At 61.7% G+C, this 14,514-nt stretch carries 16 protein-coding genes; 12 read left to right on the forward strand and 4 right to left on the reverse strand.

Annotated elements, in window-relative coordinates; translation table 11 throughout:
- Positions 1–2: 2 nt before the first annotated feature.
- Genes HJY11_RS12240 through HJY11_RS12255 form a run of 4 tightly spaced genes read left to right on the forward strand, consistent with a single transcriptional unit; the run spans position 3 to position 1,477 of the window.
- On the forward strand, positions 3–359 hold the full coding sequence (locus HJY11_RS12240) for a hypothetical protein (RefSeq protein ID WP_208076238.1): 357 nt from the start codon (positions 3–5) through the stop codon (positions 357–359).
- A gap of 25 nt (positions 360–384) precedes the next feature.
- Positions 385–735: a hypothetical protein gene (locus HJY11_RS12245; protein WP_208076239.1), complete on the forward strand. Its 351-nt coding sequence runs from the start codon at positions 385–387 to the stop codon at positions 733–735.
- A 36-nt stretch (positions 736–771) separates the two neighbouring features.
- Complete coding sequence (locus HJY11_RS12250) at positions 772–1,266, forward strand: hypothetical protein (protein ID WP_208076240.1); 495 nt, start codon at positions 772–774, stop codon at positions 1,264–1,266.
- Between the two features lie 34 nt (positions 1,267–1,300).
- Positions 1,301–1,477 carry a hypothetical protein gene (locus HJY11_RS12255; RefSeq protein WP_208076241.1) on the forward strand — a complete coding sequence of 59 codons (177 nt, stop codon included), beginning with the start codon at positions 1,301–1,303 and terminating at the stop codon, positions 1,475–1,477.
- A 650-nt stretch (positions 1,478–2,127) separates the two neighbouring features.
- On the opposite strand, the gene HJY11_RS12260 is transcribed toward HJY11_RS12255, so the two are convergent.
- Positions 2,128–2,736, reverse strand: a complete 609-nt coding sequence (locus tag HJY11_RS12260; RefSeq protein ID WP_208076242.1) for a DUF3021 domain-containing protein — start codon at positions 2,734–2,736, stop codon at positions 2,128–2,130.
- Between the two features lie 155 nt (positions 2,737–2,891).
- On the opposite strand from HJY11_RS12260, the gene HJY11_RS12265 reads away from it, so the two are divergent.
- The gene (locus HJY11_RS12265; protein ID WP_208076243.1) at positions 2,892–3,563 is read left to right on the forward strand and encodes a cysteine hydrolase family protein; all 672 of its coding nucleotides are present in this window, start codon (positions 2,892–2,894) and stop codon (positions 3,561–3,563) included.
- An 84-nt stretch (positions 3,564–3,647) separates the two neighbouring features.
- Here HJY11_RS12265 and HJY11_RS12270 read toward each other — a convergent pair whose 3' ends face one another.
- Complete coding sequence (locus tag HJY11_RS12270) at positions 3,648–4,274, reverse strand: hypothetical protein (RefSeq protein ID WP_208076244.1); 627 nt, start codon at positions 4,272–4,274, stop codon at positions 3,648–3,650.
- 290 nt (positions 4,275–4,564) lie between these two features.
- Between HJY11_RS12270 and HJY11_RS12275 the strand changes: the two genes are divergently transcribed.
- The 5 genes from HJY11_RS12275 to HJY11_RS12295 all read left to right on the forward strand — a co-directional run bounded on the left by HJY11_RS12275 (position 4,565) and on the right by HJY11_RS12295 (position 10,113).
- Positions 4,565–4,969, forward strand: a complete 405-nt coding sequence (locus tag HJY11_RS12275; RefSeq protein WP_208076245.1) for a hypothetical protein — start codon at positions 4,565–4,567, stop codon at positions 4,967–4,969.
- A 904-nt stretch (positions 4,970–5,873) separates the two neighbouring features.
- Entirely contained in the window at positions 5,874–7,043 is a 1,170-nt protein-coding gene (locus HJY11_RS12280; protein WP_208076246.1) for a hypothetical protein, read from the forward strand.
- A 3-nt stretch (positions 7,044–7,046) separates the two neighbouring features.
- Positions 7,047–7,889: an ATP-binding cassette domain-containing protein gene (locus HJY11_RS12285; protein ID WP_208076247.1), complete on the forward strand. Its 843-nt coding sequence runs from the start codon at positions 7,047–7,049 to the stop codon at positions 7,887–7,889.
- 13 nt (positions 7,890–7,902) lie between these two features.
- Positions 7,903–8,544 (forward strand): hypothetical protein, encoded by a 642-nt coding sequence (locus tag HJY11_RS12290; protein WP_208076248.1) that lies wholly within the window; start codon positions 7,903–7,905, stop codon positions 8,542–8,544.
- Positions 8,545–8,712: 168 nt separating this feature from the next.
- Positions 8,713–10,113, forward strand: coding sequence for an alanine/glycine:cation symporter family protein (locus HJY11_RS12295; protein WP_208076249.1), 1,401 nt, complete (start codon positions 8,713–8,715; stop codon positions 10,111–10,113).
- Between the two features lie 403 nt (positions 10,114–10,516).
- Here the strand turns inward: HJY11_RS12295 and HJY11_RS12300 are convergent, their stop codons facing one another.
- On the reverse strand, positions 10,517–11,335 hold the full coding sequence (locus HJY11_RS12300) for a metallophosphoesterase (protein ID WP_208076250.1): 819 nt from the start codon (positions 11,333–11,335) through the stop codon (positions 10,517–10,519).
- A 198-nt stretch (positions 11,336–11,533) separates the two neighbouring features.
- Between HJY11_RS12300 and HJY11_RS12305 the strand changes: the two genes are divergently transcribed.
- The gene (locus tag HJY11_RS12305; protein ID WP_208076251.1) at positions 11,534–12,052 is read left to right on the forward strand and encodes a nitroreductase family protein; all 519 of its coding nucleotides are present in this window, start codon (positions 11,534–11,536) and stop codon (positions 12,050–12,052) included.
- Between the two features lie 166 nt (positions 12,053–12,218).
- Here the strand turns inward: HJY11_RS12305 and HJY11_RS12310 are convergent, their stop codons facing one another.
- Entirely contained in the window at positions 12,219–13,439 is a 1,221-nt protein-coding gene (locus HJY11_RS12310; RefSeq protein WP_208076252.1) for an RNA polymerase sigma factor, read from the reverse strand.
- Positions 13,440–13,618: 179 nt separating this feature from the next.
- Between HJY11_RS12310 and HJY11_RS12315 the strand changes: the two genes are divergently transcribed.
- Positions 13,619–14,514 (forward strand): hypothetical protein (locus HJY11_RS12315; RefSeq protein ID WP_208076253.1); only part of this gene is annotated, 896 nt, incomplete at its 3' end.

Here is a 14,514-nt window from a genome sequence, read left to right on the forward strand (position 1 = left end):
CGATGAAGGCAAAAAAGTGGATTGGGCGGTCGGTGCTGGCCCTGCTGGCGCTGGGGGCGCTGACGGGCTTTGGCTACCTGCTCTACACGGTGCAGCTGGAGGAAAATCGCGGCGTCCCCCTGAGCGGGGAGCAGTGGCGGTACCTGCTGGGGATCGTGGCGGGCATCGGCGGCATTCTGCTTCTCCTGCTGGTCATCGCCGGGCTCATCGGCCGGGCCACCCAGGGCCGGGAGCTGTCCGCCGGCAAGGCCGCCAAGGGCGAAGGCTGGTCCTTCTACGGATACGACAGCTACCCGCCCGGGCGGATGGAGGGACAAAATAGGGGGAGACCCCATTTTGAAAAGAAATTGAAAAAATAAGGGGCCGAACAAAGGAGGGTTTGAGATGAAAAAAGTGTGGAAGACGACGGCCATTGTGCTCTGTTTCCTCTTTGGAGCGGGGCTGTTGTTGGCGCCGGCGCTTCTGGGCGAGGGCGGGTTTTCCCTCTCCTGGTTTGCCGGCCTGAGCGGGAAGGAGTGGTTCTACCTCGCCGTGCTGGTGCTGGCCCTGGTGGCCCTGGTGCTGCTGCCCTGCCTGATCGGCCGGGTGGGCAAGGGGGCGCCCCGCTCGCTGGACCGGACAGACCGGCCGGGCAAACAGCTCTTTTACGGCCCCAACTACGAGGAACCCACCAACCGGGAGATCGACCGCGCCCTCAAAAAGCTGAAGGGGCAAAAGCCCGACGGGGCCCGCTAGCGCGCCCGCCGGGGGAGACAGAGAGGAGGGGAGGCCGTGCGCATCCGCTATCGCTACAACCGCTTTCAGCGCATCTGGGAGACCGGCGGTCTCGCCTGTGTCGGGCTCTGCGCCCTCTGCCTGGGGATCAACTGGCAGAGGGTGGCGGCCGAGGGGCTGCCCACCTCCGCCCGCATCGGCGGGGTGGCCTACCTGGCACTGACGGTCTTTCAGGGCTTTACGGCGGTCTTCGCCCACCCCGAGCCGGGGGGGAAACCCCAAGAGCCCATCTACCAGCGCCCTGAGTTGACCCTCTGGGGCACCCCCCTGCGCTATGACGGGAACAGCGACTGGGGCTACTACGTCCGGCGGATGGACGCGGCGGTCATTCTGCGGGCCGCGGTGGCCGCCGTCTTTGCCCCGGCCGTCATCGCCGCCGCCTTCGGCGCGCCCCTGGGGCGCTGGTACGTGACGGCGGGGCTTGTGATCATGGCCCTCTTTTTGGGCTATGCCATCGCCCGCCTGCTGGGCCCGGCCCAGAAGCGGGACTGACTGCCGCCCAGTGCGGCTGAGAGGAGGAGGGACCGTGAGCGTTGGTCTGTGGATCAAGTACGGTTTGATTTTTGTCGCGGTGATCGCCGTGGTGGCGCTGATCCTGGTGGCCTTGAGCCGCATGCGAAAGCCGCCCAAAGCCGTGGGCAAGCGGGACGAACAGCTGGGCCTCTTCCCCTTTGGGGACGACGAGGGGGGCGGACGGGTCTAGTCTGTGCCGCTGTGCCGAAAATGCCGTTGCCAAGTGAAACGCATCCCCCGCCCAACCGCGCAGATCGCGGGAGTGGGCGGGGGATTTTTGGCGCAGTTTGGGCGCGGTGCAGTGCGGATGGGATGGCCCATCTGTCAAAACGGCTTTTCGGGACTGTTCGGCGGGGATCGCGTGGTGACAGGTGATTTTTTGCGCGGGCCGCCGTCGAGTGGTGTACCGCGGGCTTGCGGCGATCCCTGGGGCTGCCGACAACGCCCCTCCCCGAAATGGCTTGGGCGAGCGGCACCGCCACCAACCCGGTTGCCTTTTTTTTGACAGTCCGCCGGCACTGCGCCGTGCGGCGCCTTTACCGCCCCCCGCCGCTGTCAGTGGATTGGCGGCGGCCGGCTCGCCGGGCAGATCGTCTGAAAAGGCGGGACCCCTTGTTCGCCTGTCGCCATGGGGCCGGCGGCCCAGTCCCCCTTTGGCCCAGGGGAGCGCGCGCGACCACCCGGTTGCTGGGCAGGCGCCCTCGCTGTGCCGCCACACTCCAAGTAGCCGCTGCGGGGGCAAAGGCCCACACCCAACCGAGGGGGATTTGATCCCCTCCCGCTGTCCCCAAACACAACAGAGCGGCGCTGCCCGGCAACGCCGCTCTGTATCTGGGGCCCTTAAAGCCCCTTGAGCCCCTGGTTGATGGCCCGCAGTTTTTGCCGCCAGTGGTGGGCCAATGCCAGCCAGAGGACCAGGTAGATGCCCAGAAAGACGACCAGGTAGCTGGCCAGCCCGGCGGCGCTCAGGGCGACCCAGCGGTTGACGGCCGCCGTGCCGATGACCGCGGCGGTGCAACAGCAGCCGTGCAGGGCGGTCTGCCGGGCCAGGCTCCACCGCTCGACCTCAAAAAAGACCGAGATGGCGGCGCAGACGGCCCCCAGCAGCCCGGAGGTGAGCAGCTGCAGCCCCACGGCGGCCAGCAGGTCGCCCCCAAGGCCGCCAACAGCTCGGGGGTCACCGGCCAGTATTCCCCCACCCCCAGGGAGATGAAGTGGCAGATGGCGGTGGAGGTGCAGCCCCCCCAGCCAAAGCCGACGACGGCCCGGACAGCCGCTTTTTTTGCACGGTTTACAGAGAACGCCCCCTCTCTCACAGGCCCAGCCGCTCTTTGATGCGGGCCACGTACCGGCGGGAAATAAAGGCCCCCGTCCCCCCTTTTTGAAGCGCAGGTGGATCACCGCCCGGGGCTCGGCCAGGCCGGGCTGCAATTTGATCTCCACCTCCACGGCCATCCCTCCTTTTTTGATCTGGCACCAGTATACCCCGGCGGGGCGGGGGCGTCCACCGCTCTTGCGCAGTTGGTCTGTGCCGGCGCGCAGCCGGTTGAAAAAGGGGAGCGAAAGGGGTATACTGAAAAGAAAAAACGGGAGGAAAACGCCCCATGGATTTGCACGCCATCGACTACCCGTCCGCCTTTGCCGAGGCCGCCAAGCAGGTGGAGGAAAGCCTGCGCGACCTGCCCACCGCCCGCCTCGACGACTTCCCCGCCGAGGGGACTGTCTGCGCGGTGGTGGATTTGAACGTGGGCTTTTGCCGCCGGGGGGCCCTGGCCAGCCCCTACGCTGACGCGGTGGTCCCCCGGGCGGCGGCCCTGGCCCGGGCCTGCGCCGAGAGGCAGATCTACACCCTGGCCTACACCGACTGCCACCGGGACGATTCTCCCGAGTTTTCCGCCTACCCTCCCCACTGCGTCAAGGGCAGCGGGGAGGAGAAGGTGGTGGAGCAGATCGCCGCGGTGCCAGGCATCAAGATCGTGGAGAAGGCCTCCACCAACGGCTTTCTCAACTGGTATGTCAAGGAGCTCCTCGACCGCTACGAGGTGGGGCACCTGATCGTCACCGGCTGCGTCACCGACATCTGCGTCTACCAGCTGGCGACCACCTGCAAGGCCTACGCCAACGCCGAGGGGCGGGCGCTGGACGTGGTGGTCCCCCTGGACTGCGTGGACACCTTTGACATCCCCGGGGTGCACAACCGCGATTTTTACAACGCGGTCTTCGCCGCCTCGATGCAGGCAAACGGGGTGCGGCTGGTGGAGCGCATCGAGTGGTAGGGGACAGATTGAATTGAGAGACCGCCAAAGAGCGCGCGTCCTTTCGCCCGGTGCGAAAAGGCGCGCGCTCTTGTTGTGCGGCTGCTATTCGTCGATGATGTCTCCCTTGAGGCCCATGTTCAGCTCGTCGATTTCGGGGCGGACGCCCTTTTTTTCGTTCTGCTCCAGCCAAAAGGCGCGGTAGGCCTCCTCCATCTCGGGGGACTCGATCCCCAGGAGCAGGTGGTTGCCCCGGTCATCGTCCACCCAGTGGACGGTGACGGGGATGTTTTCACTGGCATAGGTAAAATGGTAGAGGTTAAACAGACAGGGGTCCAGGTAAAAGAGCGGTTTTCCGTTCAGATCCTCTATATCGGTGTAATACCAACTGGAATACACAGTGCCGGGGTCTTCTTCTGCGATTCGATTGATTTCCTCCCAATCGTCATCGCTGTAGTCTTTTTTTTGAAATCTCGGCTCTATGGCTACTGAAAAAGAACCGATGTACCCCCCTCTTCCAAAAATAAGGCCGGTGGCGGAGTGGACGGGGCGGCCCTCTGTCTCGGCCATCAGTTGGGCCCAGTGTTCCCGGCTTGGGGCAAAGTCGTACTTTGCCTCGCCGGGCCTGAGGGGCGAGGGGCCTTTTTTGTTTAGGAAAAACAAGCCGACGCCAATCAGGCAGACGGCGAGCAGGACGGCTGTAATACAGGTGCATACCCTCTTCTTATTCACAGAAAGTCCCCCCTTTTACAGATGGAAGCAGCCATTTGTGCAACTTCAGTATAGCATAACAAGAAGGATAGTTGAATGATTTATAAACTTATTTTTTATATTTATATAAAAATATATATATTGCATAAATTGCGCGTTTAAAACTGTCAATTAAAGAGATATGCATATAATTGTATTTACAAAACAGGAAATTATGGTAATATAATAACAGATACAGGTAATAAAGGGAGGTGTTACCAACGGCCCAGGTAGGCTGTAAGTGAAGGCTGACGGGTATCGGAGAGGAAAGGATGGGAAAAATGAAGAAGTTCGGTCTTAAGAAGGTTTTTTCGGGCCTTTTGGCGTTTGTGATGGTGCTGACGGTTTCGGCGGTGGCACTGGCGCAGGTACAGCCGAGGTACTATGATTACTATAATATTAGCAAAGCAAAGGGTTCACAACAAACCATTGGACGTTATCTCAGTCCAAATGGAAATCTGAATGCCAGCGGACAGAATACTTCTGGCTCGTCTACGCTTAATCACATTGTAGTCAACGGGTTCAACCACGGCGTCATCTATACGCGCTATTTAAGTGGTGGACAGTCGGGCAACTTCCCGGGACAAGGTGTTACCGAAGATGAGTACCGCATTAGTATCCTGTGCGATACAGCTGGTTATCAGAGTTCAGGAGAGGCAAGTATTGCCGCTTGGTAACTGGATAGACTGTGATGGGAGGGTTTGAGGAAACTCAAACTCTCCCGTTGCATATATAGATAAAAGCTAGGGGGAAAGAAAAATGTCGCGCACCATTAAAAATAGCTTTATTGTTTTCTTTCACTCTCCGCTGATGTGGGTTGGCACTCTTTGTATTTTGCTATTTCCGCATGTGCTCCTTTCTGCACGAATGGAATTTGTCCTCTCTTCGCTGGTAAAAGACCATGATATGATCTCTTTTTCAGCGGTCATTTTTCGGCAAGTTCCAATTATTTCCTTTTTGTTTTTGGCTTTTCTGTCGTATGAATATATGGGGAAGATAAAGAATCAAGATATGTTGGAAACAGTAAAAGTCGTTCCGAACGGTGCTCTTTGGGCAATCAAGAGTCAGATGCTGGTACTGTCTACAGTGTTGCTGTTATCTGTTTTCAATATTTCTGGTTATCTCATCTATGGCGCTATTTTGGTTGGGGGGATACCCTGGCAGGTAGCGGGAAATCTCTGTGCTGCGGTTGGCATCTACCTTCTGCTGCCGGGAGCGGTTGCCGTTGCCTTGGGAACTGTTTTGGCATTGCGGGTCGGCAGGTTGCCGTCATACGCGGTCATTGCACTATGGGGATATGTAGGCTCCACGTTGCTGTATGATCCTCTTTTCGTTTCCCAGGTAAAAATGGGTTCTATTGGGTATTGGCTAAGAGATCTTTTTTCGATTGCAGACATAGGGAGGTTGGTCAGCAATTCTACTTACGGAATTCCAACCGAGTGGTATCGCCTTGCCCGAGGTGGGTTTTGGCTGTTTTTATTGCTGGGGCTTTGCTATCTATTGGCGGCCAGAACCATAAAAAACAGACGGTGGAAAATCGGTATATGTCTGCTGTTTTCCTTCTCTTGTCTTGCGGCCTTTTTGGGAAAACAGGGCTACGTTCCCCAGGACAGCCGGATCGATGGGAGAAGCACCTACAGCTACTACTACTTCAACGGGGGAAAAGAGGAGAAGGCCGCCTTTTCCATCTCCGACTACGACCTGGATCTGCGCGTCGGCGACGGGATGAGGATGACCGCCTCTCTCGGGCTGGCAGATGCAGAGGGGGAAGAGGAACTGAAGTTCACCCTCTACCACAGCTACCGGGTGAAAAAGGTGCGGGCGGAAGATGGGACCGCTCTTCCCTTTGCGCAGGACGGCGACTACTTGACGGTGGACAAGTCCAAAGCCATGGACACAGAGCGAATCACCCTGCAGTACGGCGGCAGCGCCGGGCCCTTTTACAGCAACAACCAGGGCATCTACCTGCCGGGGGACGTGCCCTATTACCCGGTGGAGGGATTCCGGCTGCTCTCCATTCAGCCGGACGAGGAGGAAAATGCGGGCGATTTCATCTATGCGCCGCTCATGGATGAAGAAAAACCGTTTACCGTGCGGCTGCATTACGGCAAGCACCCGCTCTACCTCTCTCTGCCCCAGGTGGAGGAGGGGGTGTACAGCGGTCTCTGCAACGGCCCCACCATCATGGCGGGCTTTTTGGAGGAGGCGGAAGAAGGGGGCGTTTCGATCGTGCGCCCCCTGTACCACCACGGGTATGCCTCGTTTGGTGAGGAGGACGCGGCGGCGGTCGATCAGCTGGACGCGGCTTTGGGGACAGACTTGGCGGGGTATTTGGAGCGCACCCCCCTGTTTTGCGTGGACATCACCCAGTACGGCAATGCCCTGGGGCACCCCTCCTATGTGCAGATGAGCGACCACGTGTTGGTGCGCAACAGGCTGGGGGGCAGTGTGTTTCAGTTTGTCCCCATGCTGGCGGGGGACAATGTGGAAAAGCGGACAGTTGCGACGGCGGTCTCCTATCTCTTTGACCCCTCTATGCGGCAGGTATTCCTATCGGAATTTGGCGGGGCCGGCATGGGAATGGCCTGGCGCTTTATGGGAGAGGACGAGGAGGCATACCGGCTTTTCATCCAGGCAAGGGAGCAGTTGGGAGAGGACACCCTCTGCCGTGCGGCCGGGCAATATATGACCGATCAAGGGGACAGCCGCAGCGCAAAGGCATTTTTACAGGACTTGATGAAGGGGGAGTAGACGGTGATCAAGCTGGATGGGGTCAAAAAATCATTCGGTAAAAAGACGGTTCTCAAGGGGATCGACGGGGAGCTGGGGGAGGGGGTCTATGGCCTGCTGGGCCCCAACGGGTCGGGCAAGACCACCTTGATGCGCTGTATGGTGGGCCTTTACCGTTTGCAGGGCGGAGTCATTGCCTATGACGGGCTGGACCTGGCCAAGCACAGCGAGGTTCTGAACCGGGTCGGGTATCTTCCCCAGAAATTTGGCCTGTTTAAAGAGCTGAAGGCCTACAACATGCTGGAGTATTTTGCCACTTTGAAAAATATTCCCAAAGACAGGCAGCGGGAGGCAATTGAGAAAAGTGCCGAAGTGGTCAACCTCAGCGATCGCCTACATGATCGGGTGGGGAGTTTTTCGGGCGGCATGATTCGGCGGATGGGGATTGCGCAGGCGATTTTGGGCGATCCGCAGGTCATTTTGTTGGACGAGCCGACAGCCGGGCTGGACCCAGAGGAGCGGATGCGGTTTAAAAATATCATTTCCTCTATTCGGCGGGAGAAGACCATTCTCATCTCCACCCACATTGTCGAGGATGTGGAGGCCCTTTGCGATCACATCCTGGTGATGAAGGAAGGGCTGATCGCCTATTCGGGCAGGGACTCCGGGCTGCGCGAATGGGCGCGGGACAAGGTGTTTTGGGTTTGCGAAAATGCCAATTTGCCGGCGGCGAGCTATGTGGAAAAGCGGTCGGAAGAGGGGGACGGCGTCCGCCTGCGGGTGCTCTCTTCAGCCCCCGTAGAGGGGGGAGAGCCGGCGGAGCCCACGGTGGAAGACGGCTACATGACGATCATCAAAGAGGTATAGGGGGCTTGTTGGAATGGGGAAGCTTTTATACCTTCGTTTTCGCTCCATGGGAAAGCTCTACTTTGTGGTGCCTCTGGCGCTGTGGGGGCTGCTCCCCCTGCTCTGCTGGCTGTCCTACCAGCAGGTAAAGGGGATGGCGGGCGGTTTGGTCGAGGCCGCCGGATACCTGGAACAGATGGGGGCCCTGTTTGCCGTTTGGTGGCCCTGCCTTTCCCTCAAAGAGGAGGTGGAGGGCGCGGGGAGCGAGCTGCTCTTTGTGCACATGGGACAGAGGGGGAGGAGGACCGCCTGTGATTTTTCCACCCTCATTTGGTACCTCTTTCACCTCTGGGCGTTGGGGGGATCCCTCCTTGTGGCCGACGGGGGATTTTTGGTCCATTTGGTAAAGACCAGCGCGCAAATTGTGTTCATGTGGGGGCTGTGCTATTTTTTGATCGCTGTTTTGCGCTCCACCTCTATCCCTTTGATGATCTCGGTGGGATACGGCATCGCAGGGCAGATGCTGGAAGAACCGGCAAAGAGCCAATGGACGATCTTTGGCACGGCATACCAGGTGAATTGGGAACTTGTGGAACACAAATACCTGTGGGTGCTGGGCATTGGCGCTGCCTTCTGCGCATTGGGGCGGCTGCTGATCCAGCGGTGGAGAAAATAGGCCGAAGAGGGGCGCCCTGCCGGCAAGACGGTTTGCCGGCAGGGCGTTTTTTGGCGGAGAAGGGCCCCCATGGCCTGGGCGCCGGCGGGGAACGGCGCTTTTGCATAGCCCGCGTTTTTCCCGCATATCCATTCTCTGCGCCCGTGGGCGCGGGAAGGAGACGGTCGAATGGGGTGGTTCTGGGCGGCGGAGGGGGCGGTCAACCGGTTTGTCTGGGGGCCGGTGATGCTGGCGGTGCTGGTGGGGGTGGGGGTCTACTTCACCTGGCGCACCGGCTTTTTGCAGCTGCGCAAACTGGGCTACATGTGCAAGGTCACCCTGGGCAGCCTGTTTGAAAAGAAGGAGCGGGGGAGGGGGCAGAACCTCTCCCCCTTTGCCGCCATGACCACCGCCCTGGCCGGGACCATGGGGGTGGGCAACATCGCCGGCATTGCCACCGCCCTCACCCTGGGCGGGCCGGGGGCCATCTTCTGGATGTGGCTGTCGGCCCTCTTTGGGATGATGACCAAGTACGCCGAGGTGGTGCTGGCGGTGCACCACCGGGAGACCGGCCCCGACGGCACCCACCGGGGCGGGCCGATGTACTACATCAAAAAGGGGCTGGGCCGGGGCTGGGGCTGGCTATCGGGGCTTTTTTGCCTGCTGTGCATCTGCGCCTCCTTCGGGATGGGGGACATGACCCAGTCCAACACCATCGCCCAGTCGCTGCGCCAGTCCTTCTCCATCCCCTACTGGGCCACCGGGGTGGGGGTGATGGTCCTCTGCGCCCTGGTGGTGCTGGGGGGGCTCCAGCGGATCGGGGCCTTTACGGAAAAGTTTGTCCCCCTGATGAGCGTCTTTTACATCGCCGCCTCCCTCTGGGTGATCGGGGTACATATCGACCAGGTGGGGCCGGCCTTTGGGCTGATTTTCCGCTCGGCCTTTGGCGTTCGGGCGGCGGCGGGGGGCGCAGTGGGGTACACCCTGCAGGCCGCCCTGCGCACCGGGGTGGCCCGGGGGGTGTTCACCAACGAGGCGGGGCTGGGCAGCGCCCCCATCGCCCACGCGGCGGCCGAGACCGACAGCCCGGTCAAACAGGGGTTTTGGGGGATGTTCGAGGTGTTTGCCGACACCTTTGTCACCTGCACCCTCACCACCCTGGTGATCCTCACCACCGGGATGTGGGACTCGGGGCTGGACGGGGCGGCCCTCACCACCGCCGCCTTCGGCACGGTGTTGGGGCGCTGGGGCAGCGGGTTTATCGCCGTTTCGGTGCTGTTTTTTGCCGTCTCCTCGATGCTGGGATGGTGCTTTTACGGGGAGAGCGCCGTGGCCTATCTCAGCCGCGGCCGGCAGGGGCCGGTGTTTTGGTACCGGGTGGTCTTTCTGGTGCTGATCATGGTGGGGGCCACGGTGGAGCTGCGGCCGGTCTGGCAGCTGTCGGACACCCTCAACGGCCTGATGGCGGTGCCCAACCTATTGGCGCTGCTGCTGCTCTCCCCCCAGGTGATCCGCCTGACAAGGGAGCACTTTTCCCCTCAAAAAAAGGGCGCAAAAAGGCGGCGCGAAACCGGTTCGCGCCGCCGGTGAGGGGGCATATCTGCCCGCCTGTCCTTGGGTGGTGCCACCTGCTGCTTTGGCGGAGGGGGAGGCCCTGTGGACCGGGACCGGCGGGGGCGTTGCCGGTGGCCAGAGGGCGGCTGGATCGCCGGCTGGCGCGGGATGGTTGCCGGCCGGCGGACAAAAAAGGAGCCCTCTTTGAAAACGGCCCGCCCGGGAGAAGGGGGGGGGAAGGGGGGACTTAAAAAGGGGTGAGATTCCCCCGTCTCCCGCCGGGAATGGGGGATCTCGCCCCCGCAGCTTTGGCCCGCGCCGTTTTCTGCTGCGCAAAGCGCCCGGCTGTCGGGCTGTTGTGCCCTGGCGGCCGCTCCCCAAGGCGGAGACGGCCCCTGCCCAAGGGGGCGGAAAAGGGGGCGCTTTGCGGGGGGCCTTTTTAGCCGGGGACGACCTGCAGCAGCACCACCTCGGGCGGGTCAAAGAGGCGGGCGGGCACCTTGGTGACCCCCACCCCGCTGGTGACCTGGAGAAACCGGCCGTCCCCCAGGGGGTAGCTCCCCTTTGCATAGGACCCCGAGCCGGGGGGCAAAAAGAGGCGGCGCACCAGGGGCAGCCCCACCTGGCCGCCGTGGGTGTGGCCGGAGAGGATCAGGTGGGCGCTGTCAAAGCGGATTTCAGCGGGCCCCGGCTCGTGGCAGACCAGCAGGCGCAGGGGCTGATCCCCCAGGGGGAGCTGGTAGTCGGGGCGGCCCAGCAGCACATCGTCCACCCCGCCCAGGGTGAGACCCAGTTCGGGCAGCTGTACCGCCTGGTTTTGCAGCAGGACGAAGCCGCCCCGCTCCATCCATTCGCCATAGACCCGGTGGGCCCCGCCGCCCCGGTCATGGTTGCCCCAGACGGCGTATTTGCCAAAGGGCGCCTCGATCTCTGCCAGGATGGCGGTCAGCTCGTCCGGGTCCAACAGCGCCTGATCCCGGTCATAGGAATCAAAAAAGTCGCCGGCAAAGATCACCAGGTCGGGCTGCTGCTCGCCGATGAGATCCGCCACCCGGCGCAGGGTCTGGGCGTCGCCGTGGCGGCCCAGATGGGTGTCGGAAAAGAGGGCGATGGAAAAGGGGCGGGTGGCGGCGGGAAGGGCGATTTCCTCCCGGCGCAGGACCAGGCGGCCCGTCTCCCCAAAGCGGGCCCAGAGAGCGCTTCCCCCCAAGAGGGCGGCCAGCCCGGCGGCCAGCAGCCCTTTCCAGTGGCGAAACACAGGCATTCCTCCTTTTTTTGCGGCCGGCCCGGGCCCCGCGCCCAGGCCAAGTTTGGGACAGTATAGCACACCTTTGAAAAAAGTGCCAGGGGGAGGGAGGGCGGGGAAAAAGTTTACAAACTGCCCTTTGACCGCCCCTGGCGGCGGCAGTATACTGAGATCGTAGAAAAAGCCGAGAAGGCAAAGGAGGAAATTGCTGTGAACGAAGTGCTGAAAGCGATTTTGGAGCGGCGGAGCGTCCGCAAATTCACCGGGGAGCCTGTCTCCCGGGAGGAGATGGAGACCCTGTTGCAGGCCGCCTCTTACGCCCCCAGCGGGATGGGGAAGCAGAGCTGGCAGTTCACCGCCGTCACCGACGGGGCGAAGATCGCCGCCCTCTGCGAGGCCGTGGGGAAGGCCATGGGCAGAGAGGGGTATGACATGTACCGCCCGGCGGCGCTGATTCTGGCCTCCAACGACCGGGAAAACGGCAACGGCCTGGCCGACTGCGCCTGCGCGCTGCAAAACATCTTCCTGGCCGCCCACTCCCTGGGGCTGGGCAGCGTCTGGATCAACCAGCTCAAGGAGACCAGCGACGAGCCCGGCGTCCGCGCGGTGTTGCAGGGCTTTGGGGTGCCGGCAGAGCACATTGTCTGGGGGGTCGCCTCCCTGGGCCATCCGGCCGAGACCCCGGCGGCCAAGCCCCGGCGGGAAGGGGTCATCCACTGGGCCGACTAGGTTTGTCAACCGGGCCCGCCGGAGAGGACAGGCGAGCGCCCGCACTGCCCATCCCCCCGTGTCTGCGCCCCTGACGGGGGATCCGCCGGCGGGGAAAAGAGAAAAGAGGACATCTGCCCAGCGGGCGGGTGTCCTCTCTTCTCTTTTGTGGGGGACGGGGCGGCGCCTACTCCACCTCCGCGGCGGCGGGCGGCTGCATCCAGAGGGGGCCTTCGGCCCGGTTGCCCAGCAGGTCGCAGACGGTGAAGCGGTACTGGCCGTCGGGAATTTGGAAGTAGGCGATGCCCGCCTCCCGGTCGAGGGCGACGGGGCGCACAGCGGCTCCGTCCGCCCCGGTGAGGGAGAGGGTGTCCCAGTCCACCCCACTGAGATCGGACAGCGAGACGGCCCCTCGCCCCCCCTCGACCCAGTAGTCCCGCAGCTGGGGCGGGCTGGTGTCCCCGTCCCCCACCAGAACAGCCACTTCCCGCCGGCGGCCGTTGCGGCCCTGGGCCACCACGGTGGCCGGTCCGGGCGGGGCAGCGGGGAGGGCGTATTCCCCCGCCCCCAGCGCGGCAAAGGCCAGATCCCCCTGGGGGGTGCGCAGCACCAGCTGCGCCGCACCGGTGGCCTGAACGGTGACCCGGGCGCCCCCGCCCGCGGGGACACTGTCTACCCGCTGGATGTCTGGACAGGGAAGCAGGGCCAGACCCGCCGCCAGCCCGATGGCGCCGGCGCCGGCCAGGGCGGCCTGGGGGAGAGACAGCTGCCGGGGCGGCTGGGGCAGTGCAGCGCCCCCTTGGGCGGCGGTGCGGGACAGCGCCCAACCCAGGGGGAGAAAGACCGGCAGGTAGCCCCGCAGCTGCCGGCGCAGGCTCTGCCGGGCCAGTTGCAGCTGGCGCTTGGCGGTGCTCAGGGAACAGCCAAGCTGGTCGGCCACCGCCTGCAGGGGCAGGCGCTGGTAGTAGCGCAGCACCACCGCCTGGCGCTGTCTGTCGGGCAGGGTGAGGATGGCTTGGCGCAGGGCGGCCTCCCGCTCCCGCTGGAGGGCGCGCTCCTCGGGTTGGGCCTGCAAGTCCTCATCGGACACCAGGGCCAACAGCTCTTCCCCGCCCACGGCCCGGCGGCTCTCCACCCGGCGCAGATTTTGGCAGCACAGGTAGGTGGTGCGGTTCAAAAAGGCCACCAGCGCCTGGGGGCTGTGCAGCTCGGGCAGGCGGCGGTAGAGGGTCAGGTAGCTCTCCTGTACCGCCTCCTCGGCAAGGGTGGGGTTTTTGAGCAGCAGCTCTGCCTGCACCAGCTGGGCGTAGACGGTGGCCCGGTACAGTTTGGGAAAGGCGTCTTCCTCCCCCCGCTGGGCGCGCTGCAAGAGGGCGCCCAGGCGTCGGTAGGTCAAATCTTCCTGCATTTTCCACCTCGCAAAACATTGTCGCATTCTGTAGATAAGCGTACACTATTGGAAGGGGAAAGACAAGAAAAAGCGGCCGGGAGAAAAATTTACCGGGAAAATGCAATTTTTTTCGGCCGAATGGAAGTTTCCGTACACTTGTAGGCAGATGGAAAATATTTTGAAGGAAGTGTTTGGAGATGAAGCACCATTTGAAAAGGCCATCTTGGTACAGACTGGCGGCGCTGGGGCTGGCGGCGGCGCTCTGCCTGGGGTCGCCCCCCGTTTTGGCCCTGGCCGGGGAGGAAGGGGAAGCCCCTGGGGGCGACAGCTCCTCGGAGTTTGTGGGGAGCAACACTCTAGAAGAGATATTTAACTACGACGATGGCAACTTCCCCGGAGGATATGTGAGTGGAAATGATATGCACCTAGCGGATACCAGCTATGCTATACCACACTGGTCACCGGGGTATTCCGACAACAATGGGGTTATTAGCACTATAAATAGTAAAAATATGGTTTCTCTCCGCGCAGACTGGCAGTTTGAAGGCAACTTTTCAATTGAATATATGGATCAAATGACTTATACCACTCTCAATATAGCATTGAAATCAGGCTCTACATATTGCTTCTTTGCGCGCGTTGCTCATCTGACATATAACAATGGGACACAAATAACTTTTTTCCCCAGCAATATAGATCAAACCATCTGTGCGACGACAAAACTTAGCGACAGTTTACTCAACGGAGAACAGAAACTTACTGTAAGTTATAAAGCGTCAACCTCAACCCTGACAATTAATTTTGGAGGAACAGAGTGTAGCTATCAGACCCCCCATGGAGATGAGGAAAAAGCCACTCTTTCCATCATGGGCGCATGTAGCTGGCCCAAATCCAACCACGATAGCCTGGACAGGGTGTACAGCGTTGGCGGCACCTTTTCCTCCACCAAATACACCCACTACCAACCCCAGTTTGTGAGCACCGAGCTTTTGGACGAAGACGGGAACACTATGACCGACGCGGAGAAGATGGCCCTGCAGGACGGGGACGTGGTGACGGTGCGCTCCACGGTGAAAAACAACCACCCGGAGGC

It is taken from the genome of Bittarella massiliensis (ex Durand et al. 2017), from assembly GCF_017566145.1.
Lineage (GTDB): Bacteria > Bacillota > Clostridia > Oscillospirales > Ruminococcaceae > Bittarella > Bittarella massiliensis_A.

Bases quoted from the DNA above. Each gene is read 5' to 3' on its own strand.
- HJY11_RS12240 (WP_208076238.1), top strand. From the start codon at position 3: ATGAAGGCAAAAAAGTGGATTGGGCGGTCGGTGCTGGCCCTGCTGGCG.
- HJY11_RS12245 (WP_208076239.1), top strand. From the start codon at position 385: ATGAAAAAAGTGTGGAAGACGACGGCCATTGTGCTCTGTTTCCTCTTT.
- HJY11_RS12265 (WP_208076243.1), top strand. From the start codon at position 2,892: ATGGATTTGCACGCCATCGACTACCCGTCCGCCTTTGCCGAGGCCGCC.
- HJY11_RS12275 (WP_208076245.1), top strand. From the start codon at position 4,565: ATGGGAAAAATGAAGAAGTTCGGTCTTAAGAAGGTTTTTTCGGGCCTT.
- HJY11_RS12290 (WP_208076248.1), top strand. From the start codon at position 7,903: ATGGGGAAGCTTTTATACCTTCGTTTTCGCTCCATGGGAAAGCTCTAC.
- HJY11_RS12295 (WP_208076249.1), top strand. From the start codon at position 8,713: ATGGGGTGGTTCTGGGCGGCGGAGGGGGCGGTCAACCGGTTTGTCTGG.
- HJY11_RS12310 (WP_208076252.1), bottom strand. From the start codon at position 13,439: ATGCAGGAAGATTTGACCTACCGACGCCTGGGCGCCCTCTTGCAGCGC.